Annotated in this window: 16 protein-coding genes; 12 read left to right on the forward strand and 4 right to left on the reverse strand. The window is 46.5% G+C overall.

The annotated features are described in order from the left end of the window. Positions 1 to 701: 701 nt before the first annotated feature. The 8 genes from ACSAZK_RS03155 to hcp all read left to right on the forward strand — a co-directional run bounded on the left by ACSAZK_RS03155 (position 702) and on the right by hcp (position 12170). Positions 702 to 2363 (forward strand): ABC transporter substrate-binding protein, encoded by a 1662-nt coding sequence (locus tag ACSAZK_RS03155; RefSeq protein WP_440955968.1) that lies wholly within the window; start codon positions 702 to 704, stop codon positions 2361 to 2363. Next, positions 2341 to 3246: a class I SAM-dependent methyltransferase gene (locus ACSAZK_RS03160; protein ID WP_440955969.1), complete on the forward strand. Its 906-nt coding sequence runs from the start codon at positions 2341 to 2343 to the stop codon at positions 3244 to 3246. Before ACSAZK_RS03155 ends, ACSAZK_RS03160 begins: the two co-directional genes overlap by 23 nt. Positions 3247 to 3424: 178 nt before the next feature. After that, entirely contained in the window at positions 3425 to 4369 is a 945-nt protein-coding gene (locus tag ACSAZK_RS03165; protein ID WP_440955970.1) for an ABC transporter permease, read from the forward strand. A gap of 170 nt (positions 4370 to 4539) precedes the next feature. Next, on the forward strand, positions 4540 to 5385 hold the full coding sequence (locus ACSAZK_RS03170) for an ABC transporter permease (protein ID WP_231582736.1): 846 nt from the start codon (positions 4540 to 4542) through the stop codon (positions 5383 to 5385). 56 nt (positions 5386 to 5441) lie between these two features. Next, the gene (locus ACSAZK_RS03175) at positions 5442 to 7163 is read left to right on the forward strand and encodes a dipeptide ABC transporter ATP-binding protein (RefSeq protein ID WP_440955971.1); all 1722 of its coding nucleotides are present in this window, start codon (positions 5442 to 5444) and stop codon (positions 7161 to 7163) included. A gap of 319 nt (positions 7164 to 7482) precedes the next feature. Next, entirely contained in the window at positions 7483 to 8475 is a 993-nt protein-coding gene (locus tag ACSAZK_RS03180; RefSeq protein WP_440955972.1) for an ATP-binding cassette domain-containing protein, read from the forward strand. Continuing rightward, a complete protein-coding gene (locus ACSAZK_RS03185) occupies positions 8472 to 9236 on the forward strand; it encodes an ABC transporter permease (RefSeq protein WP_440955973.1) in 765 nt (254 codons plus the stop codon). Before ACSAZK_RS03180 ends, ACSAZK_RS03185 begins: the two co-directional genes overlap by 4 nt. Before the next feature lie 1314 nt (positions 9237 to 10550). Further along, positions 10551 to 12170 carry a hydroxylamine reductase gene (gene hcp / locus ACSAZK_RS03190; RefSeq protein WP_440955974.1) on the forward strand — a complete coding sequence of 540 codons (1620 nt, stop codon included), beginning with the start codon at positions 10551 to 10553 and terminating at the stop codon, positions 12168 to 12170. A gap of 118 nt (positions 12171 to 12288) precedes the next feature. Here the strand turns inward: hcp and ACSAZK_RS03195 are convergent, their stop codons facing one another. Then, positions 12289 to 12798 carry a hypothetical protein gene (locus tag ACSAZK_RS03195; RefSeq protein ID WP_440955975.1) on the reverse strand — a complete coding sequence of 170 codons (510 nt, stop codon included), beginning with the start codon at positions 12796 to 12798 and terminating at the stop codon, positions 12289 to 12291. A gap of 310 nt (positions 12799 to 13108) precedes the next feature. On the opposite strand from ACSAZK_RS03195, the gene ACSAZK_RS03200 reads away from it, so the two are divergent. Continuing rightward, positions 13109 to 13711: a hypothetical protein gene (locus ACSAZK_RS03200; protein ID WP_440955976.1), complete on the forward strand. Its 603-nt coding sequence runs from the start codon at positions 13109 to 13111 to the stop codon at positions 13709 to 13711. 219 nt (positions 13712 to 13930) lie between these two features. On the opposite strand, the gene ACSAZK_RS03205 is transcribed toward ACSAZK_RS03200, so the two are convergent. Together ACSAZK_RS03205 and ACSAZK_RS03210 are read right to left on the reverse strand one after the other, a co-directional pair. Next, the gene (locus ACSAZK_RS03205; protein ID WP_440955977.1) at positions 13931 to 14389 is read right to left on the reverse strand and encodes a hypothetical protein; all 459 of its coding nucleotides are present in this window, start codon (positions 14387 to 14389) and stop codon (positions 13931 to 13933) included. Between the two features lie 430 nt (positions 14390 to 14819). Next, positions 14820 to 15569 (reverse strand): M48 family metallopeptidase, encoded by a 750-nt coding sequence (locus tag ACSAZK_RS03210; RefSeq protein WP_440955978.1) that lies wholly within the window; start codon positions 15567 to 15569, stop codon positions 14820 to 14822. A gap of 329 nt (positions 15570 to 15898) precedes the next feature. Here ACSAZK_RS03210 and ACSAZK_RS03215 point away from each other — a divergent pair, with 329 nt between their 5' ends. The 3 genes from ACSAZK_RS03215 (at position 15899) to ACSAZK_RS03225 (ending at position 20879) form a co-directional block, all read left to right on the forward strand. Next, positions 15899 to 17821 (forward strand): hydantoinase/oxoprolinase N-terminal domain-containing protein, encoded by a 1923-nt coding sequence (locus ACSAZK_RS03215; RefSeq protein WP_440955979.1) that lies wholly within the window; start codon positions 15899 to 15901, stop codon positions 17819 to 17821. 392 nt (positions 17822 to 18213) lie between these two features. After that, entirely contained in the window at positions 18214 to 20184 is a 1971-nt protein-coding gene (locus ACSAZK_RS03220) for a hydantoinase/oxoprolinase N-terminal domain-containing protein (RefSeq protein WP_440955980.1), read from the forward strand. A 140-nt stretch (positions 20185 to 20324) separates the two neighbouring features. Continuing rightward, entirely contained in the window at positions 20325 to 20879 is a 555-nt protein-coding gene (locus tag ACSAZK_RS03225) for a pyruvoyl-dependent arginine decarboxylase (RefSeq protein WP_440955981.1), read from the forward strand. A gap of 164 nt (positions 20880 to 21043) precedes the next feature. Here ACSAZK_RS03225 and ACSAZK_RS03230 read toward each other — a convergent pair whose 3' ends face one another. Beyond that, positions 21044 to 22033: a DMT family transporter gene (locus ACSAZK_RS03230; RefSeq protein ID WP_440955982.1), complete on the reverse strand. Its 990-nt coding sequence runs from the start codon at positions 22031 to 22033 to the stop codon at positions 21044 to 21046. Positions 22034 to 22115: the final 82 nt, after the last annotated feature.

Raw genomic sequence — 22115 nt, forward strand, 5'->3', positions numbered from 1 at the left:
AGATTGACCGAGATCTTCTCAAATAAGCCGCTGAATAAATATAATAAAAAAGATGAAAAAAAGGTTTGAAAAAAGGGTTTGGGAGTGCAATTAATTAATTTTCATCCAGTATTTTCGGGAAAAGCCGTTCACTTCGTGAACGGGGCTGCTGACGGAAACTGGAAATAGTGAGGGCCGCCGACTCTGAACTGGAATCTCAAAAAACGTAACCAGGTATTTTAGGCGGATTTATCAGAAACAGGGCGGCCGGAATACCGCATCAAACCTTTTTTGTCCCGCACGAAGTGCGGCTATTCCAGGAAATTAATGAAAGGAAGAGGAAATTTTCACAGCACAAGTGCAAATATGAAGAGCTTGAAAAATTTATACATATCGCATGTTTTTTTGTGAATTCGTAGCAAAATTCCCGCACCACCTATGCGGATTTTTTAAAACCGAGCGCTTCCATTTTCTGACTCTTTTTTAATGAAAACAGGATATTCGTAATCCTCCGCACCCCTATGGTAAGAATATTGAAAATACAGGTAATCTAATTGTAAAATTCAAAATGGTTTTGATAACCCTATTTCCTACTTTTAATTATTATAGGAGCATTTCGTAATACTCTTATATGGTTAAGTATGATCTATGTAATTGTTGATGTCCTTGAGAAAATTGCCAGGTGGTTAGTAGGGCAATTCACAAAAATGAGGTGTTCTGTAATGGAGAAAAAAAAGTTATTAGTACTATTTTCTGTTTTCCTGACAGCCCTGATTATAACTACGGCAGGCTGTATCGGTCAGGACAGTGCTAAAGCCGGGACACCGGTTGAGGAGACACTGGCTGAGAATGCTGTTGACGGCTCACAGCATGCGGATGTTGTTTACCTGAGAGGCGGAGATTACGGCTATCCGCAGCCGTTTACGATATATCCGAGGGGTCCCGGGTCATCAAAGGTCGGGATGATCTTTGACAGCCTGGTGGAAAGAGATGAAATAGGTATAATTCCCTGGCTGGCTGAAAGCTGGGAGATCAGTCCGGATGGGACGGAATATACATTTTATCTCCGGGAAGGTATCGTGTGGAGCGATGGGGCACCTTTTACGGCAAGCGATGTTAAATTCACTTTCGATTATGAGCAGGAAAATGTACCTGTCGCGGGTGGAATTGAGGCAGGGGTTATAGACAATGTCCAGGTAGTGGATTCCAGTACAGTCAAATTTGTACTGACCCAGCCTGTTTCAACATTCCTTTACAAGCTCACGGGTTTTAAGATCGTACCCGAGCACATATACGAAAACGTCCCGGATCCCGTCAGTTTCCTTGATCCGGAGGCAGTCACGGGTACAGGCCCCTTCCTCCTTGACGAGTACAATAAAGAGCACGGATCATACAGGTTTGTAAGAAACGAAAAATTCTGGGGGCCGGATACTTCCGTTAAATCCGTAGAATTTGTTCCGGTCAGCGATTCGTTAATAGCTTTTGAACAGGGGGAAATCGATTTCACAAGCATATCCCCGGATATTCTTGACCGGTTCACATCCGACCCCGATGTAAGAGTGGTCCAGCAACCGGCTTTCTGGGGTTACCAGTTTTATTTCAACATGAAAAAATGTCCGGAGCTTGATGACAGAAGGATAAGACAGGCCTTTGCTTATGCCATTGACCGTGACGAACTTGTGGAAAAGATCGCAAGAGGTGCAGGGAAACCCGGTAAAATGGGCATACTCTCCGAAGACCACATCTGGTACAACCCTGACCAGCCCGAATATGGCTACGACCCGGAGAAAGCCGGAGCATTGCTTGACGAAGCCGGCTGGACTGACACGGACGGGGATGGAATACGCGATAAAGGCGGGGAAAAACTGTCATATGTCCTGTCCCTTGGCAGTGGCGAAGTCCGCATCGGAGAACTTATAAAAGAGAGACTGAGCGAAGCAGGAATTGACGTTCAGGTGAGAGCCCTGGAAAGCAAATCCCGGGATGCCAACCTTAGGAACGGGGACTTTGAACTTTTGATCAGCGGCTTTGGCGGCTGGGGAAGAGATGCGGATTATCTCCGTACAAGGTACTGTGATACGGGTTCACAGTCATCAAGTGTCACATCCGGTGCAGCAGTATTTGGTTACCACAACGATACCCTGAATGCACTATGTGCCCGGGAATTGCAGGAACTGGACGATAGTGAACGGAGAGAAATAGTATACGATATGCAGACCGTGCTTGCGGATGATGTACCCGCAATACCGCTCTATTATACTACAAGATATGATGCATGGCGCATTTCAAAATACGACGGCTGGATGAACATGTATGACCACCATGCAAGAACCCACAGCATTCTTTCGTATCTTGAGAGGGATGGAATTGCAGAGAAAAGATAATATCAATAACCTGATCGAATGCTGGAAAAAAGCTACGGGTAATGGTCTGACTGTCCTTGATGAAGGCAGGACGGCAGAATTCTGGAACAAACGCTCCGGGAACTATGCTAATAATATTGACAAGGACAAAAGAAGGAAGAAAAGCGCCGACATTCTTGAATTTCTTGAGGAAGCCGGTTTTAATCCGGAAGGTTCCAGAGTCCTGGATATCGGGTGCGGACCCGGTACCCTCTCCCTTCCCCTTGCAAGGCTCGGAGCAGAGGTAACTTCACTTGACATCTCTTCCGGAATGCTCGACAGACTGAAAGATGCCGTAAAAAAGGAGCCTCTTCCGATAGATATCATCGAATGCTCCTGGTGGACGGCAGACATAGATGCCCTTGGATTCAGGAACGAGTATGACCTTGTAATTGCGTCCATGACCCCCGGAATAAGGGATGTTGAAAACCTGGATATGATGATGGCCTGCTCAAAAAACCTCTGTTATTACAGTAACTTCCTGAGAAGAGGGGAGGACAGGGCGTATCGTGATATCCGGACTTCGATACTCGGTGAAAACTCTGCGAATAACATGAACGGCATGATCTACCCTTTCATGTACCTTTATCTCTCAGGCTACAAGCCACTGGTCAGGATCAACCATTCCGAATGGAATAAAGAGACAAACTGGAGAGAAGCCGCAGAACAGGCAATAGAGTTCATTGGAAGGGACCGTGATTTTGATGATGAAACTAAAGAAAAAATAATGGATTATTATCAAAATGCCTCTCCGGATGGGATCTACCGTTCCGAATCGGATGTATATACCGGTATGATGGCCTGGGAAGTTAACGGCAGAGGATCGGATAGAAACGTAACGCCAGAGGGTTGGATAGAAACGTAACGCCAGAGGATTGGAGAGCAAGTTAACAGCAAATGATCGGGGAGCAAATTAACAGCAAATGATCGGGAAGCAAGTTAACGACAAACAATCGAATAGTAAGTTAACGGCATGATTGAATGGTAAAGGGGCGGATGATCGGATGGGAGAGGACAGGAATTCATTTATTTGCAGGTTGTTATTGACCCTTTTTGTAATTCTTGCCATTAATTTTTTCCTTCCGAGGATGATGCCCGGAGACCCATTCTCAACCACTTCCGCAGATGAGGCAGGGGAAGAGATTATTGTAATGACAGAGGAGCAGCGCCTTTATTACATGAACTATTACGGGCTTGACAGGCCGCTGCACGAACAGTTTTTGGTATACATGAAAAACCTGATGAAGGGCGACCTGGGCAGGAGTATTTATTACAAAATGCCGGTCAGTGACGTAATAATGCTCCATCTCCCCTGGACTGTGTTGATTGTCGTGGGAGCTACGGTAATCAGTACCTTCTCCGGTGTGGTTCTCGGGACATTTTCGGCAAAAAACAGGAAAAAGGGGAGTGACAGAATTATGATGACGGGATTAATTGCCTTTGCAGAAATTCCCTCATTTCTGCTCGGGCTGATTCTTCTTCTGGTTTTTAGCGTGTATTTCAGGCTTTTCCCGCTTGCAGGGGCTATTACTCCCTTCGCGGACTATAACGGTCCTGCAGAACAGGCCTGGGATATACTGTACCATGCTTTCCTGCCTGTCGTGACCCTCTCCCTTTCCCAGCTGACCGGGGTGTACCTGCTCACCAGAAATACCCTGATTACGGTGACTACAAAGGAATATATAAGGACTGCCCGGGCCAAGGGGCTTGGGGAAAAAACCGTATGGAACCGCCATGCACTCAGGAATGCCCTGCTTCCGGTAGTGACAAGAACAGGCTTTATGATCGGGATAATGATGGGGGGCGTTGTACTTGTTGAGACTGTTTTTTCTTATCCCGGCATAGGGATGACGCTCAGAAGTGCTGTGGTCGGCCGGGATTATCCCCTGATCCAGGGTATTCTCCTGGTAATTGCGGTCTCCATACTTGTCTGCAACCTGCTGGTCGACAAAATATACGGAAAACTTGATCCGAGAGTCGTAGTATGATAAAGGATATTGCTGCCTATGGAAACGCCGGAATACTCTCACTTATTCAGGCTTTAAATATTAACGGAATTCTCAGCAGTATAGCCAGGAAATTTCCTAAATTTAGTACTGTAGATAAGACATCCTCTAAATTTCGTGTTATAGCCGGGATATTTTCGAAGTTCAGTATCATGACCGGGACATTCTCCAGGTTCAGTACTGAAGGTAAAATTGGGATCCTTGGCATTACCTGTATCGTTTTAATGGCAGTTTTTGCTCCTGTGATAACAATGCATCCTCCTCAGAAAATCACAGGGGATTCCCTTGAAGCTCCCGGGCCCGGACACATACTCGGAACCGATGAACTTGGTATGGATATCTGGTCACAGATATGTTACGGGGCAAGAATGAGCCTTACAATAGGGCTTGCAGTAGGTTTTGCGGCAGGTTTTGGGGGAGGAGCTATCGGAATACTTGCCGGGTATATTGGAGGGTACGTTGACCAGGGGCTGATGAGGGTAATTGACGTGACAATGGCTCTTCCGAGTTTTCCTCTCCTGATTGTAATATCCGCTTTTCTCGGACCGAGTATTCTTAACGTAATTCTTATCCTCTTTCTTTTCAGCTGGGCCAAACCCGCACGCATTGCGCGTTCCCAGACACTGTTTTTAAAGAAGAACAGCTACATTATTGCCGCCCGGAATTACGGGGCAAAACCATTCTACCTGCTCTGGAGGCATATCTTTCCAGAAGTCATGCCTGTTCTGCTTGTGCTCATCATCGGCATATCCTCCCATGCAATCATAGCCGAAGCGGGGCTTGCCTTCCTGGGGCTTGGAGACCCTACTTCCAAGAGCTGGGGGATGATGCTTAATCATGCAACCGGTTTCAGTTCGATATATTTTACTCCATACTGGCAGTGGTGGCTGTTGCCCCCGCTGTTTATGCTTATTTTCCTCCTGCTCTGTCTGGCATTCATAAGCAGGGATATGGAAAGGATACTTGATCCGAAATTAAAGATAAAGAAAGGGTTCTGATTAGGAGAAGGGTTCTGATTAGGAGAAGGGTTCCGATTAGGAGAAGGGTTCCGATTATGAGTCTGCTACAAATCAAGGATCTTAAATGTCACTACCTGACCGATACTGATACTGTCAGGGCTGTCGATGGCATTTCTTTTGAAATCGAAGAGGGAGAAATTCTGGGTATTGTCGGAGAATCAGGAAGTGGCAAGACCACTGTTGCCCTTGGGATCATGGGGCTTTTGCCGGAAAATACAGCCATTTCCGGGGAAATTCTTTACAGGGAAGAGGAAATCTCTTCTTTGCCCGAATCCGGGATGGACAGGTTAAGATGGAAGGATATTGCAATCGTTTTCCAGAACGGCCTGGAGGTGATGAACCCTGTTATGAAAGTAGGGGTCCAGGTAACGGAACCAATGATAAGGCATCTAGGTATCAGCCCGGAAAAAGCCCGGAGTAAATGTGCCGAACTGTTCCGGACTGTAGGCCTCGACCCGAAATGGATGGATTCGTATCCGCACCAGCTTTCCGGGGGTATGAGGCAGAGGGTCCTTCTGGCAATGGCTCTTTCATGCGATCCGAAATTACTGATTCTTGATGAAGTTACTTCAGCCCTTGACGCCTTTACCCGAAAGGAGATCAGGGACCTTCTGGTTGACCTTCAGAAGAAGAACGGGTATACGATGTTAATGATCTCTCATGATATCACTTTTGTGTCATCCGTGGCGTCCAGGATTGCTGTCATGTATTCGGGAAGGGTTGTGGAAAGCGGCCCTGTAAGGGATATTCTCGTATCTCCCCGTCATCCTTATACCAGGGGGCTTGTCCATTCGACCCCGGATATTTTCGTTTATAAAGATTTATGGGGAATTCCCGGGGATGTGCCGGCCGGGGATGGGTTTAAGGGCTGCCCCTTCAGCCCGAGATGTACACAAAAAATCGATATATGCAGTAAAGCTCCCCCTGTCCTGGTGCCGACAGGAGGCGGGCGGGAAATTGCATGCCATAGAGGAGGCGTAGCAGGCCTTCTGGAAGCCAGAAACCTGAGCTTCAGGTATCGTCTGCCGAATGGAGAACATCTTCAGACAGTTGATAATGTCAATCTGGAAGTGAGAGAAGGGGAGGTCCTTGCACTTGTCGGTCAGACCGGTTCGGGCAAGTCAACCCTTGCACATATCCTTGCAAACGTAATAAAACCCGAATGCGGAGAGGTCTTGTTTATGGATGGGAATGTCAGCGGGGGAAACTACGGAAACAGGTTCAACGGCATCCAGATAGTATTCCAGGACCCATTCAGCTCAACCAGCAACAGGTTTACCGTGCTTGATGCAGTCAAAGAGCCTCTTTATATCAATAAGATCGGGGCCAATGGTGACAGGCTGCAAATGGTAAAAAATGCCCTTGAACTGGTTCGTCTTCCCACTAATGATAATTTCCTCCGTAAATATTGCGGGGAACTTAGCGGCGGGCAGAGGCAGAGGGTTGCACTTGCCAGGGCAATGGTTATGGAGCCAAAACTCCTTATTGCCGATGAGATTACTTCGGCCCTGGACGTCTCAACCTCTGCAAATGTATTGCGCCTTTTAAAGGGCCTTCAGAACAGGAGAGGGTTTGCAATGATATATATTTCACATGACCTTTCCCTGACCCTGAAGATTGCTGACAGGATAGCCGTTATGAATTCCGGAAAGATTGTAGAGATGGGGAATTCCCACGATGTGATGCTTTCACCTTATGATGAGTATACAAAAAGGCTTGTGGGTTCAAGAATAGGGCTTTGCTGTCATAATCATTGAGCAAAACCAATCTTATTTATATAATATATAAACTTGCACTGTTTATTTTTGTCAATGGAAGGTGAATTTTGAAAGATGAATTTCTTAAAATTGTTCAAAAAGCTCGGTTTGAAGGTTTGTTTAGTTTGAAGGTTTGTTTATAGTTCTGAACGTAAATGGTTACACTTATATTATAACCACGGAAGACACAGAAAACACGGAAGGTATGTGCCTCTATTTCCTTTATTCCGTGTTTTCCGTGCTTTCTGTGGTTAAATTTTCACTTGAGATTGGTGAAGGAATTTGGGTCATTGACTATAGTTTGAAGGTTCTGTTTGATATGAGTGCAATAATTGTCAAAGAGCTGACCAAAAAATTCGGGGAATTTACTGCCGTGGACAGTGTCTCATTTTCGGTTGAGCCCGGAGAGCTTTTCGGGCTTTTAGGCCCCAATGGTGCGGGAAAGACTACTATTCTCAATATGCTGACCACTCTCCTTCTTCCTACGGCAGGTGATGCCAAAATCGCAGGATATGATCTTAGAAGAAATCCTGGTGAGGTCAGGAGTAATATCGGAATAATATTTCAGGACCCTTCGCTTGATATAGGGCTTACCGGAAGGGAAAACCTTGAATTTCACGCCATGATGTACAGCATCGGTTCGGATGAACGGAAAAAAAGAATCCGGGAAGTGCTTGATGTCGTGGGCCTGGCTGAGAAGGCTGATATTCTTGTAGAAAATTATTCGGGCGGGATGAAGAGGCGGCTTGAAATTGCAAGGGGGCTTATTCATTATCCGAAGGTTCTGTTTCTGGACGAGCCTACTCTCGGGCTTGATGCACAGACAAGGAGATCAATATGGGACCATATCAGAAACCTGAACAAAAATTACGGGACATCTGTCATCCTCACTACCCATTATATGGAAGAAGCCGATTACCTCTGCGACCGCATTGCGATAATTGATCATGGAAAGATAATTGCACTCGATACTCCCTCAGGTCTGAAAAACTGCCTTCGGGGGGATTGTGTCAGCCTGACTATTGAGGGAAGGGTTGAGCTCATTGCTGATGCCCTCGAGGAAAAAGAATGGGTAAAGGAAATTGTTCCTAACGGAAAAACGCTTGATGTTATTCTATTGGATTATGGGAAAAATATTCCTGACATTTTCCAGACTGCCGGAAATCTGGGTATCGGGATCAGTTCGATAAATTTCAGCAAACCGAGTCTTGAAGATGTTTTTATCCGCCTGACAGGTTCGATAATACGGGAACAGGAGGGCAGCAGGCAGTCAGCCCGGCGGGACCGGATGAGAAGGAGGATGCTCCGATGATTCAGGGAAGAGTTGTATATGTGCTCTGGCGGCGTGAGATAATAAAGTATTTCAGGGCGAGATCCAGGATAGCGGGGGCCATTGGAATGCCGGCTTTTATGCTGATCTTTCAGGGTATGGGCTTTAGAAGAGTGGAATTTCCAGGCCTGCCCGAATCTATAGGATATTTTCAGTATCTTGTGCCGGGTATTATCGGGATGACCCTTCTTTTTACGGCTGCTTATGCAGGTATGAGTGTCATAATGGACAAGCAGTTCGGATTTTTAAAAGAGGTTATGGTAACCCCTGCAAGCAGAGTCTCTATTGTTCTGGGGATGATCTCAGGAAGTGCAACCACATCGCTCATTCAGGCCCTTATTATTATGATGATGTCGGTATTACTTGGTTTCAGGCTGCCTTTTCTTCCTGCAGTTCTGTCCTCTCTCTTGATAATGATTCTTATATCGATGATCTTTATAAATATAGGGTTGATTTTGTCCTCCGTACTGAAGGATTTTCATGGGTTCAGCACGGTTATTAATTTTATTGCATTCCCTCTGTTTCTTTTATCCGGAGCTTTATTCCCGGTTTCGAATTTGCCTGCCCCGATAAGGACTCTGTCTTATTTTGATCCGCTGACGTATGGTGTGGATGCTTTGCGGGGAGTACTGATAGGGCATTGTGAATTCTCAATTGTCCTGGACGTAGGTATCCTTTTAATACTGTCGGCCCTGATGGTCTGCGCCAGTGCTTATTTTTTCCGGAGGGCGGAGATGGTGTAGATGTATTTTTGTTTTTAAACCGGAATAGAAAGGTTAGACTGCTGTTCAAAGATTGCTCGGGGAAGAATCTGGCAAAATATAGAAGATAAGTTATGAAATAAACCAATAGATGGTCCTCTTGAGCGCAGCGAAAAGGACGGCGTACTCCCGAGGCGCAATTCGGGAAGGACACCGGGCTCCCGAAGCGGAACTCGGGTGATTGAAGGGGCCGTCGCAGAAATATAATAAAAAAGTTATGGAAAACCGGCTGTTTGAGTGAAAATCGTTTAAAAAAAGAGATTTGGGAGTGCAATTTCTTATTTTTCATCAATTTTAGGGAAAAGCCGGGCGCTGGCGCGACCGGGGGCTGCTGACGGGAACTGGAAATAGTGAGGGCCGCCGGCTTTGAGCTGATAAATCCAAAAACGAAGCCAGGATATTCATACTAAGATTCTCAGAAAACAGGGCGGCCAGAATATTGTATCATACCGTTTTTTTCCCGCACGCAGTGCGGCTATAGCAGGAAATTACTGAAAAAGACGAAAATTAAGCAAAAACCACACAACCATAAATTCTAACGGCTCATTAAACTCTTCAACTCCCCCGAATCAAAAATAAAGAGGCATGTCAAAGGTTGCCTGGGGAAGTGGCGGGCAAATATAAAAAAGAAGTTATGAAACTTAACGGATAGTCCTCTTGAGCAAAGCGAAAAGGACACCGGGCTCCCGAATCGGAATTTGGGTGAGAAAAGCGAATGATGATGTTGGGGGAATGGACACCCGGATATTGGGGAGTGGGGGTATTGGGGGTGTTGAAAAGAGAATTAAAAGAGGGGTCATGAAATGACCTTCCCGGATGCCCATATTATAAATATTCATAATTGTATATAATAGTAAAGGAGTACGGAAATTAGTTGTATATTATGGAAGTACTGTGAAAGTTCTTACTGTGCACGGGAAAATATGTTCTAAAAGTGGTCAATTGAGCGGTTAAGTCAAAGGTAATCTTTCAATCAAATTGAATGGATCAACAATGGGTCAGCAATAGGTCATAAACGTGCCAGGCGACTCAGTTCCAAAATCCAGTGATGGGTGTAAACTAAAAAATCACTGGATTTTGAAATTTGTTGTGATCCTTTGAACACGGCCTCTTGATTGAAGTCTTTAGATTCCGAATATTGAGTTTGATTGAAGAACGAATTCTTCCTGCAAATTCATTGATCCAATCAAAAAATGCAAAAATCACTAGATTTTGGACCAGAGTCTCTTCCCGCCTTCGGAGATAAAAAGTAAATAGATATCCCTACCATAATATCTGCAATAAAGGGGTGACAAAATGTTCTGCTACCAGTGTGAAGAAACAATGAACGGGGAAGGCTGCACAACTAACGGCATGTGCGGTAAGAAAGGGGAAGTCGCAGACCTTCAGGACGATCTCATCTATGTGCTTAAGAGCATTGCATTCTACAACCAGAAAGCAAGAAAGGCAAAAATATCTGAAAAGAGCACTGATGAATTTATGCTCGATGCACTGTTCTCAACCATAACGAATACCGATTTCAGAGCGAGCGGAATTCAGGACCGCATTGACAGAGGATTCAAGGTTCAGAATGAGATCAAGCAGAAACTTCTGGATAACAATTTGCTTGATGAGAACGATCTTCCAGAGATCGCAACTTTGACCCCGGAAAACCTCAAGGAAAGGAACACCGGTGTACTTGCAACAGAAGACGAAGATATCCGATCATTGAGAGAACTGTTGATTTATGGTATCAAGGGAATTGCAGCATATGGACATCATGCTATAATGCTTGGAAATTCCAATAAGAAAGTCAATTCGTTTATAGAGGAAGGCCTTCTGGCAACCACTGATAACAGCCTGACCGATGAGAAACTCATCTCATTGGTACTAAAATGTGGGGAACAGGGTTTTGATGTAATGGCAGCCCTTGACGCGGCAAATACCACTACATTTGGAAATCCGGAACCTACACAGGTCAATATTGGAACAAGAGGCAATCCCGGTATTCTCGTAAGCGGTCATGATCTAAAGGACCTGAAACAGCTATTGGATCAGACTGAGGAAACCGGTGTAGATGTCTATACTCACGGTGAGATGCTGCCTGCAAATGCATATCCTGAATTTAAAAAGTACGAACATCTGGTAGGAAACTACGGCGGATCATGGTGGAAACAGAGGCAGGAATTCGAGAGCTTCAACGGACCAATATTACTTACAAGCAACTGTATAGTCCCTCCAAAAAAGGCCTACCTTGACAGGTTATACACTACAGGGTCCGTAGGTTATGACGGTGTCACACACATCGTGGCTGAAGATGATAAGAAAGACTTCTCGGCCATCATCGAGCAGGCAAAGACCTGTGAACCTCCGGTACAATTAGAAGAAGGGACTGTCATGACCGGTTTTGCTTACAACTCCGTACTGTCTAATGCAGACAAGATCGTTGATGCCATCAAAGCAGGCAAGATAAAGAAGTTCATTGTCATGGCAGGTTGTGACGGACGCCACAAGAACAGGCAGTACTACACAGATTTCGCAGAAGCGTTGCCCAAAGATACGGTCATACTTACCGCCGGATGTGCAAAATATCGCTACAATAAGCTTAACCTTGGGGACATTGATGGAATTCCAAGGGTACTGGATGCAGGACAGTGTAATGATTCATTTTCACTGATCATCATTGCACAGGGACTTATGTCCAGGCTTGGATTTGTAGATGTTAACGAAGCCCCGATCTCGTACAATATCGCATGGTACGAACAAAAGGCAGTCCTTGTGTTGCTTACCCTCCTGAGGCTTGGAATACAGGATATTACCCTTGGCCCGACACTTCCAGCCTTTGTCTCACCGAATATCCTCAATGTACTGGTGGAGAAGTTCAATATAACACCGAACAGCACCATAGAAGAAGACCTGGAGAGACTCTTAAAATAAACCCTTAAAAATGGAGACAAGGAAATATTAAAGACGTTTCAAATGAAAAGTGTCGAATTCCCAAACTCCCGGAATACCGAAACTATATAGCAAGAGACCATAAGTGCAGTAAGTGCAGTCAGGCCGTCATAAAAAAAATTCCATAATAATCTTCCCCAACTTTGATTTCGTAAAAATCTTTTTCGTCAAGGAATTCAGCTGTTCGGGTCCACTCTTCCGGACCCGTTTTAATAGGACTCCCTGAAGCTTCTATTGCTTCATTTAGCGCCGGGTATTCGTTAAGTTCTTTTTCAGTGACGACCGCATATTCTTCAGGCTCAAAGTCCAGTTTCTCAGCCTCGATCCATTTTGCACTGGAATGGCTCTGAGTGCTCAGGCCAAAAAAACCCACTGAGATAAGTAAAAGAGCGGCAAAAGAGGCAGCAAATGCCTTCAATGCAAAACCGAGCGAGCGTTCTCTGGAAAGGACAATCCCCAATGCGAGCAGGGCCAGGTAAATCAAACCCATCAGATAAATTGACATTGGGGCATGGACCCCGCTCAGCACAAAGCCACTCAGGAAAAACGTAAAAATCCCCAGGAAAAAGAAAAGCACATATTTGTCCGCTTTACTGTCCGAATCATCCATGCAGGCGTCAGACCCCCATACTTGTTCCCATACTTGTTCCCATAATTATTTCCATAATTATTTCCATACTTATTTCCACTTCCCACAATTATTCCCACAAGGAACAGGTAACTTAAATTCCTCCAATAAAAACTTCCCGTAATAATATACACACTACGTATTTGCTATTTTCTCCGGCCTTTTCGGAATACCCCTGAAGCTTCCTTAGTAGTTTCAAATACCTTTAAATGGTTTGCAGACATTTTATATAAACAAAAAAATATTAATATATATTTAGAACGCCGGATCCGTGAAACGGGGGGTTGAGCGGATGAACTTCGGATTCCATATCAACAAAAAAGGGAACAAGAACGAGTATAAAGAAAAGGATTCATACCCTGGCAGCAGTCCTGAAACTCAGGTGTTCACCTTTGAAGGGGAGTTCAAAAAAGGGTTTTTGCTTCAAGGAGCGGCTCCTTCGATAATCAGGGCTTTTGGTGGAAACAGGGGAGTTATGGATTTAGTCTACTACGGGCTGACAGCTTTTACTCTGTGGTCGTCCGTGGTCCTGGCATTCGGGTACTTCCCGGCTTTCCTTGGAGAAAGCAGGCTGTACAGGTACCTGGTAATAGGGCTGGTTTTCGGAATATTCCTATTCTCCAAACAATTTGCAAGGATTATTGAGTACCACAAAGAGACCCAGTGCAGGAACTGCGGGATGAGCGCTGCCTGTGAAGAATTCAAAAAACCGATCCTTAAAAAAGAAATCAGCCCCGAAAGCATAACAATCACCCTAACCTCTTACTGGAAATGCGGGCTCTGCGGGTATGAAGATACCAGGACCTACCATTCAACATACAACGCGGAAGGGAAACGTGAGGCAACAAAAACCCTGGCTGACCCCGTGCCAGTAGAAGAAAGAAAAAATCCCTGACCCTGTTTATGCCTTATTGGAATGAGGGAAAACAAAATAATGTGGAGTAGAACAAAACCCGAAAAAAGTTCCGAATAACTCAAGGGACTTTACTCCTGAAACCCGGGAAACCCTGCTACTGAAACCCGGGAAACCCTACTACTGAAACCCGGGAAACCCTGCCCCTGAAACCCGGGAAACCCTACACTACTGAAACCCGGAAAAACCTACCCCTGAAACTCACGACACTCTTTTCCTGATACGCTCTTTTTTTACTTCGACCCGCTCATGTCCGCAGTATTTACATCTGTAGTAGCAGGTCTTCATAATTATCGGTCCGGTTTCAACGATATCCGGCTCACCTGCCTGCAAAAAAGCAAAAGCCCTGCCGCATTTTTCGCACTTCCTGACCTGATAGTAGTCCTCCACACCGAAAAGCACTCCCGAAATAGCCAGCATCAGCAGACCAACCAATAAATTTCCCACCGATTCCTGCCCGAAACCGAATAAGGCTGCAATCATACCGGCAATCAAAAACCCTGTTGCCATAAAAACAAGCTTTGCCTCCCCAAGCCTGGAAACCAGATATTGAGACAGGGTCTCCATAAGAGAACCTTCCTCCCCCACACCAGGCCCCCTCTCATCGGAACATCCGCCTTCCCGGCGTCTCCTCTCCGACGCGGTAAATTTATCCTCCAAGAAGAACACCCCACTTAGAACAGCCGTTTCTAAAAATTAAGCTGGTAAAATCCCCCTATCGTGATATGTTAGTAATCAAACATAACCCTACCTTAAGAAGTCAAACACGAAAAAAAGTCAAACCCAAAAAGTACATCAAAAGCGAGAGGACTCCGGGATTTGGGCATCTGTTTAGAAAGTGGTGAGATATTGGAGTTGCTAAAAGAGGTGCTAAAAATGTGCTTTCTATAGCATACCTTTTCAGATGCCCATAGTCCACTTATTCTTTTCAGTATATAATATTAAAGGTATCCTGAACGATATCATCTATTCCGGCAGTACATTAAATTTATTTAATTGTTAAGAGGGTGAAACTCCTGAAATATATCCATAAAAAGAGCCCCGGACTTCAAAACCGACAGGAAATACGGTACAGGACCGGAGTTTTTCATCAAAGCGCATATTTCCAGCCGTCCTTTTTCAGCCCCTCCCTATGGGTCCTGTAATCCGGCATGAGCTCCTCAACCAGTGCCCAGAAGTTTTTAGAGTGGTTTTTTTCCTTAACATGGCAGAGTTCATGCACCACAACATACTCAAGCTGCTCGGGCGGGGCCATCATAAGCTGGAAATTTATCCTGAGGACATTGTCAGCAGAGCAACTCCCCCAGCGTCTTTTCTGGTATTTGACTCTATAGGAAGGAGGAGATATGCCCATTTTATCAGAATATGCCTCTACCAGCTCCCCGACTTTTTTATCGGCACACCCGAGGTACCACTGCCAGACCGCCTCTTTCACAGGAGCCGGACCCAGGAGTTCCGGCACCTTCTCCGGGATCACGACTTCAAGCACCGGACCTTCCAGGCCTGCCGAAAATACCCTGCCGCCGAAGGTCAGTTTTAGGGGGTATTCCTCCCCCAGATACAGGAATTTTTCACCATCAACATACCGCTTTTCAGGGTTAAGGTTCCGTTTTCCTTCGAACCCGTCAAGTTTTTTCAGGACCCAGCCTGCTTTCTTCCTGACCATCGTTCTGATAGTTTCAGGATCCAGCCCGGGGGGAGCCCGAAACTCAACTTTCATGTCAGGGCGGACAACGATTGCCGCGCTTTTCCGCCTCTTGCTGTAGATAATTTCATAGGCAATGGTCCTGCCACAGGCTTTGATACTATCGTTGGCTTTGATACTATCGTTTTTCCTCATAGGAGACCTCAATTCGAACTTTAGCTTCCATTCCTTTGCTGTCGTCCTCTTGCCGACAGGATACCATTAACGAGACATTTGAAGAAAAGTTTTTCCAAAGGGATAGAAAGGGAAACCCGGAATAGAGAAAATCTTGAGGTACTATATTCATAGATACAAATGTCACCATTTATAAAATCAATAGTATATAGATGGATTTTCAGAGTAGAAATTGTTAAGAGATTAGATGGAACAAGGTAATATTTCAGAGAACTATTATATATTTTCGAGTATAATATAAAGCACATTTCCAAGCAAAAAACCCATTCATGGAGAGAGGAGACTTTTAGATGAAATACAGCATGGGCATTGACGCGGGAGGCACATACACCGATTCGATCATCATCCGGGACTCTGACGGAAAGGTACTTGACTCGAACAAGGCGCTTACCACCTACCCGGACCTCCTGGCCGGGATCAGGAATTCCATCGACGGGCTGGACCAGAAATACCTGAAGGACATAAAACTTGTGTCCGTTTCCACGACCCTGGCAACGAACACTATCCTCGAAAAAACCGGGTACCCTGTGGGCCTGATTTTTGTAGGGGACTACGAACTCCCTGAAAAATTACCTGTTGACTACTATACCGTGGTAGCAGGCGGACACGATCACCATGGAGCGGAACTTGTACCCCTGGACATGGAAGCTGTGAGAGCCTTTGTCCGGAAACTCGGGGATACGGTATCGGCTTTTGCTGTCTCCTCTTATTTCAGCGTCCGGAACCCTGCCCATGAGCTGGCTATAAAGGAAAGCATCCAGGAACTTACCGGGCTTCCGGTGGTCTGCGGGCACGAACTATCCCTTGACCTCGGAGCCTACGAAAGAGGAGTCACCGCTTACCTGAACGCCCAGCTGATCCCGATTGCAGACCAGTTCATCCGCTCGATCAAGGAAGAAATGGAGCACAGGGGAATGGATGCCCGGCTGCTCATGCTCAAATGCGACGGGTCGGTGGTGGGCATCAACGAAGCCCTGGAAAAACCCATCGAATCCATCTTTTCCGGCCCTGCCGCAAGCCTTGTAGGGGCATCCCATCTCTCGGGCCTGAAGACCTGTGCCGTTATCGATGTTGGAGGGACCAGCACGGACGTCTCCATGGTAGAAGACGGGCTTCCCGAACTCTGTCCAGAAGGGGCAGTCGTTGGAGGCTGGCAGACCAAGGTCAAGGCCATCCGGATGGAGACATCGGCCATGGGCGGGGACAGCCATGTCTGGGTAAAGGGCATGAAAATCAACATAGGTCCCAGGCGGGTAATACCCCTCTGTGTGGCAGCTGTCAAGTACCCCGATTTTCTGGAAACCCTGAAAATGGGCAAGACGCCTGCTGCCCTCCGGCTTGAAGAAAACGTCCAGCCCACCAAGTTCTTCATAAAAACCGGGGTGGTGCCCACAGAACTTGGAACGTACGAAAAGGAGATTTTCGAACGGGTAGAGGACACCCCTACCTCTCTTAGCGACATATTCTGGAAGCTGGAAAAAAAACCGTCTCCCCACCTGCTTGATTCCCTGATTAGAAAACGCCTTGTCCAGGCAATCGGCTTCACCCCAACCGACGCCCTGCATGTGCTCGGGGAATATACCGCCTGGGATGCGGAAGCTTCAAAAGTGGGGGCAAAGCTTCTGGAACGCTATACCCAGACAGATTCCCTGGAACTCTGCAAACAGATAAAGCAGGAAGTCGCAAGAAACATGGCACTGAACCTCATGTCATATATCCTGAAAGATGTGGCCCCCCGGGAAATTGAAAAGATCATCCTCTCGGATAAATTTGCGCAGTTTAGGATGAAACTGCCTGTTGTCCTTATCGGCGGCCCGGTTGTCGCTTTCACGGAGGAGATAAAACAGATCCTCGACGCCGACATCGTGGTCCCGAAATACGCTGAAGTCGGAAACGCAGTTGGAGCCCTTGTAGGAAAGGGCATAAAAAGAGTTGAAATCCTTATTAAGAATACCTATGCAAAAGACCGGAAAAGACTTGTCCTTGTCTTTTCCCCGGCAGGGAGGGAAACCTTCGGAAGCTTCCCCGAAGCCCTGGAGCATGCGAACACCCTCGGGAAAAAACTCGTCATGGATTACATGACCGAAGCGGGCCTGGACAAAGGCCATGTCCAGATAAGCGTGGACAGAAAAGACATTTCCCTCAGCGAAGCAGGAACGGTACCCGTTGAAACAAAGCTTGTCTTCGTAGGAGTAGGTATGCCTAAAACCTGAAAGCAGGGCCTGACCCCCGGCAAATTTATATTTACCCTCATATATGCAGATATAATAAATATAGATAAAAATCGTAAAACGGGTAAAAACCGAAATTTCTGTTAAAATCAAGATTTCTATAAAAGCAGGTTTCTGATTCTGGAGCAAAAGAATTAATGGCCAATCTTATGGGATATTTTTATGGGACATTTAAACCCGACCCAACGGTAAGAATGGCTGTAACTCATAAAAATGGCGCACTAGAACAGTTTACGATGATGCATTCAATGGCAATACATTTGAAATGATGAATTTACTACAAATGATGAATTTACTGGATACATTCGAGAAAGAATATGCCGTGGATCAGAGATTACTGCAAAAAAGGATTCACAGAAAGGAGTTATTAAAAAATGGCATACAGTTTAGGCATTGACGCCGGCGGAACCTATACGGACTCAATTTTAATCCGGGACTCGGACGGCACTGTCGTTGGCTCGAACAAGGCACTTACAAGTTACCCTGATCCTCTGGAAGGAATCAGGAACTCAATCGACGGGCTGGACCCGGAACACCTGAAAGAGGTTACCCTGGTCTCGGTGTCCACTACCCTTGCGACCAACACTATCCTGGAAAAGACCGGGTTTCCGGTAGGGCTGATTCTGGTAGGGGACTATGAGATCCCCCGGGACTCCGGGATTGAGAATTATATTATGGTTAAGGGGGGGCACGACAGCCACGGGAACGAGATCAAGCCCCTTGACCTTGAGAGAGTCAGGGGTTTCATACTCAGGCTTAAGGACAGGGTTGCGGCTTTTGCGGTTTCTTCCTATTTCAGCGTCCGAAACCCGGACCATGAACTGCAGGTAAAAGCCCTGGTCAAAGAGCTAACAGGGCTTCCCGTGGTCTGCGGGCACGAACTTGCCCAGTCCCTGGGAGCCTACGAAAGGGGAGTTACGGCTTACCTGAACGCCCAGCTCCTGCCGGTAGCCGAAAGCTTCCTGGAAACCGTAGTGGGTGAAATCGAAAGGAGAGGAATTAATTCGAGGGTTGCCATGCTCCGCTGTGACGGCTCGGTCGTTCGCATGCAGGAAGCTATGAAAAAACCCATCGAATCGGTCTTTTCAGGCCCTGCGGCAAGCCTTTTAGGGGCGTCCTACCTTTCTAAACACGAGACATGTGCCGCAATCGACGTCGGGGGGACAAGCACTGACGTTTCCCTGATCTACAGGGGACTCCCTTACCTGAGCGAGACAGGAGCCGTTGTAGGGGGCTGGCAGACCAAGGTCAGAGCCCTCCGGATGGAGACCTCGGCAATGGGCGGGGACAGTCACGTCTGGGTCCAGGGCAGCAATACCAGTATAGGTCCCCGCAGGGTCATTCCCCTCTGCAGGGCTGCAGTACTTTACCCGGACTTCATGCACACCCTGAAAAAGCGCTGGATCCCCGACCGTCTGAAACTGAACGAACATATCCAGGCAACAAAATTCTTTGTCCGGACAGGGCGAAAACCCATAGAACTGAGTGGAGAAGAAAAGGAACTCCTGGCCCTGATAGGAGACGAACCCAAATCCCTGAACGATGTCTATTGGGACCGGAAAATCCTGCCGTCCAGACGGGTGATGGACTCCCTGATCCAAAAGCGGCTGGTCCAGGCAATTGGCTTCACCCCCACAGACGCCCTCCACGTACTCGGGGACTACGACGAGTGGGACTCCGAAGCCTCGGTCATAGGGGCAACCCTGCTTGCAAACTTTGTGGGGGTGGACAAGTACGAGTTTTGCACTAATGTAAAACGCCTCTTTGCCCGGAACATGGCAAAAGACCTCCTTGCTTTCCTGATGGAAGGAGTGGATAAGACCGAAATTGAAAAAGTGCTTGAAGGAAACTTCTTTTCCCGCTTCAAGGTGGACGTCCCCGTCGTGCTCCTGGGAGGGCCTGTCAGGGCTTACCTGGAAGAACTCAAGGAACTAATTGATGCCGAAATCCTGCTCCCCGAATACTCGGACGTCGGAAACGCTGTGGGAGCCCTTGTCGGAAAAGGCATCAAACGGGCCGAGATATCCATCCGGACCATGTACAGCGAGTCAAAGTACGACCTCAGGACAAAAGGGATCTTCGTATATACCCCGGTGGGAAGAAGGCATTTCCTTACAAGAAAAGAAGCCCTGGAATATGCCGAGGGCTTTGGGAGAAAGCTGATCCTTGACTACATGGCCGAGTCCGGGTTGAGCCCCGAGCAGATCGAAATCAACATCGAAAGAAAGGACATCGCAGTCTATTCTGGCGGAGTTCCCCTTGAGACCAAGCTCATTTTCGAGGGGATTTCGAAGTCCGACGTGTATGAAAAAGCCGTAGGGGAAAAAGAAACCGTGGCTACCTGAATGCCCGGTTTCTCCGATATTTTTAAATCCGGATCGTTCATTACTTAGATACTAAAAATGGTACCCACTTACCAAAGTTTATTGGCCGTACAGACACGGCTAATCTTCAGCGAATCGAGAAAAACATATGAGGAATTCACATGATCCCTAAGAAAGCTTTTCTGACCAAGGGCACCGGAGTTCACAAGGACAAATTAGCCTCCTTCGAACTTGCCCTTAGGGATGCAAAGATTGAGAAATACAACCTTGTAAGCGTTTCAAGCATATTACCTCCTAATTGCAAAGTTGTGTCCAAAGAGGAAGGCCTTAAAGAGCTAAGGCCGGGGGCTATTGTCCACTGCGTACTTGCCAGAAATGAAACGAATGAACCGGAACGCTTAACAACCGCAGCCATAGGCACCGCGGTCCCGGTTAATGAAAACAACTACGGTTATATTTCAGAACACCACTCCTTCGGAGAAGATGAGGAAACCGCAGGAGAATACGCAGAAGACCTGGCCGCAACAATGCTTGCCACGACTCTCGGAATAGAATTCGATGCGGATTCGGCCTGGCATGAAAGGGAACAGGTGTACAAGGCGAGTGGCCATATATTCGATACGATGCACATGTGCCAGACTGCAAGAGGCGCCAAAGGTGGGAAATGGACAACCGTTGTGGCTGCAATGGTCTTCGTAACAGAATTTACCCATTAAAATTGATTAAAAATAACTTAAAAATAACTTAAAAATTGCTAAAAATTACTAAAAATTCACTTAAAAATTCACTTAAAAATTCACTTAAAAATAACTTAAAAATTCACTTAAAAATAACTTGAAAATTCACTTAAAATAACCATAAAGGGGAAGTGAGAGGAAACTCAGAGCTTCCCCGGTCTCGGAGGCATGAAGGTCTGGAAAAGACCCGGCCTGCGCCTTCGTGACAGCCGGAATAATCTTTTTTTTCCGGGCAGAGAGATACTGCCTTTCAAGCTTACAAGCAGTCCTCCGCAGAGGATGAAGCAGCAGCCAAATAGGGTGTTTGCCTGAAGCGGGTCCCCGAGGAGTGTGCACCCAAAGAAAATGCTGCTTACCGGTTCCATGAGGCACAGTACGGCTGCGGTCTGCGCCCTGATGTGGACGATTCCGTTCATGTAGAGGAGTGTTCCGACTGCCGTAGTAATGATGCCCAGGGGCACGAGCCTCCCGAGATTCTCAATAAGCACTTCCCCGGGCACTGAAACTCCGAAGGGGAGGAGCAGGACCAGTCCTACCAGGGTGGACCACAACAGCTGTGAAGTGCCCGAATAATCCGATTTCAGGTGGTTGACGGTAAGGATTGAGCAGCCGAAGGAAAAGCCTGAAAGCAACCCGAAAAGCAAGCCCAGGAAATAAGTGCCTTCTTCCCCGGACGCCACGGTCCCAATGCCCATATGCCCGGGGTTTACCGTAAGCAGGATCCCGGCCAGGGAAAGAGTCAGAGCAATCATGCTTCGAGCCGTGATTTTTTCCTTGAGGAGAAACGGGGAGAGCAGGGTCACGTAGACCGGAGCGGTGTAAAGAAGGAGCACTGCTACTGGAATACTGCTGTACTTCATTGCGGAAAAGTAAGAAAACATGGTTACAGTGTTCAGAACTCCAAGCAAGAAGAGATAAGATTTTTTATTTCCGAGATGGAGGCCTTCAAACCTTCCTGCAGCTATCAGATAGATTAAAATCGCTGCAAATCCAAAAAAAAGGCGGTAAAAGAGAATAGGAGCTGGTCCCATCCCATTTATACCTTTTACAAATATTCCAACCATTCCGAAGAGAACACAGGACAATATAAGTGTTGAGGAAGGGTTATTAGTTTTTAAAACTGTTATGGGCATGATGCTGCATGAATAAGAGTTCCAGCATATATAATTTTTTAATATAATCAATAATGACAGATTAAAACCTAATTAAAGATAC

This window comes from Methanosarcina sediminis (genome assembly GCF_052056915.1).
In the GTDB taxonomy this organism is placed as follows: Archaea; Halobacteriota; Methanosarcinia; order Methanosarcinales; family Methanosarcinaceae; genus MTP4.

Bases quoted from the DNA above. Each gene is read 5' to 3' on its own strand.
- ACSAZK_RS03185 (WP_440955973.1), top strand. From the start codon at position 8,472: ATGATTCAGGGAAGAGTTGTATATGTGCTCTGGCGGCGTGAGATAATA.
- ACSAZK_RS03215 (WP_440955979.1), top strand. From the start codon at position 15,899: ATGAAATACAGCATGGGCATTGACGCGGGAGGCACATACACCGATTCG.
- ACSAZK_RS03195 (WP_440955975.1), bottom strand. From the start codon at position 12,798: ATGGATGATTCGGACAGTAAAGCGGACAAATATGTGCTTTTCTTTTTC.
- ACSAZK_RS03180 (WP_440955972.1), top strand. From the start codon at position 7,483: ATGAGTGCAATAATTGTCAAAGAGCTGACCAAAAAATTCGGGGAATTT.
- ACSAZK_RS03225 (WP_440955981.1), top strand. From the start codon at position 20,325: ATGATCCCTAAGAAAGCTTTTCTGACCAAGGGCACCGGAGTTCACAAG.
- ACSAZK_RS03230 (WP_440955982.1), bottom strand. From the start codon at position 22,033: ATGCCCATAACAGTTTTAAAAACTAATAACCCTTCCTCAACACTTATA.
- ACSAZK_RS03170 (WP_231582736.1), top strand. From the start codon at position 4,540: ATGACCGGGACATTCTCCAGGTTCAGTACTGAAGGTAAAATTGGGATC.
- ACSAZK_RS03175 (WP_440955971.1), top strand. From the start codon at position 5,442: ATGAGTCTGCTACAAATCAAGGATCTTAAATGTCACTACCTGACCGAT.
- ACSAZK_RS03160 (WP_440955969.1), top strand. From the start codon at position 2,341: ATGGAATTGCAGAGAAAAGATAATATCAATAACCTGATCGAATGCTGG.
- ACSAZK_RS03210 (WP_440955978.1), bottom strand. From the start codon at position 15,569: ATGAGGAAAAACGATAGTATCAAAGCCAACGATAGTATCAAAGCCTGT.
- ACSAZK_RS03200 (WP_440955976.1), top strand. From the start codon at position 13,109: ATGAACTTCGGATTCCATATCAACAAAAAAGGGAACAAGAACGAGTAT.
- ACSAZK_RS03155 (WP_440955968.1), top strand. From the start codon at position 702: ATGGAGAAAAAAAAGTTATTAGTACTATTTTCTGTTTTCCTGACAGCC.
- ACSAZK_RS03220 (WP_440955980.1), top strand. From the start codon at position 18,214: ATGGCATACAGTTTAGGCATTGACGCCGGCGGAACCTATACGGACTCA.
- hcp (WP_440955974.1), top strand. From the start codon at position 10,551: ATGTTCTGCTACCAGTGTGAAGAAACAATGAACGGGGAAGGCTGCACA.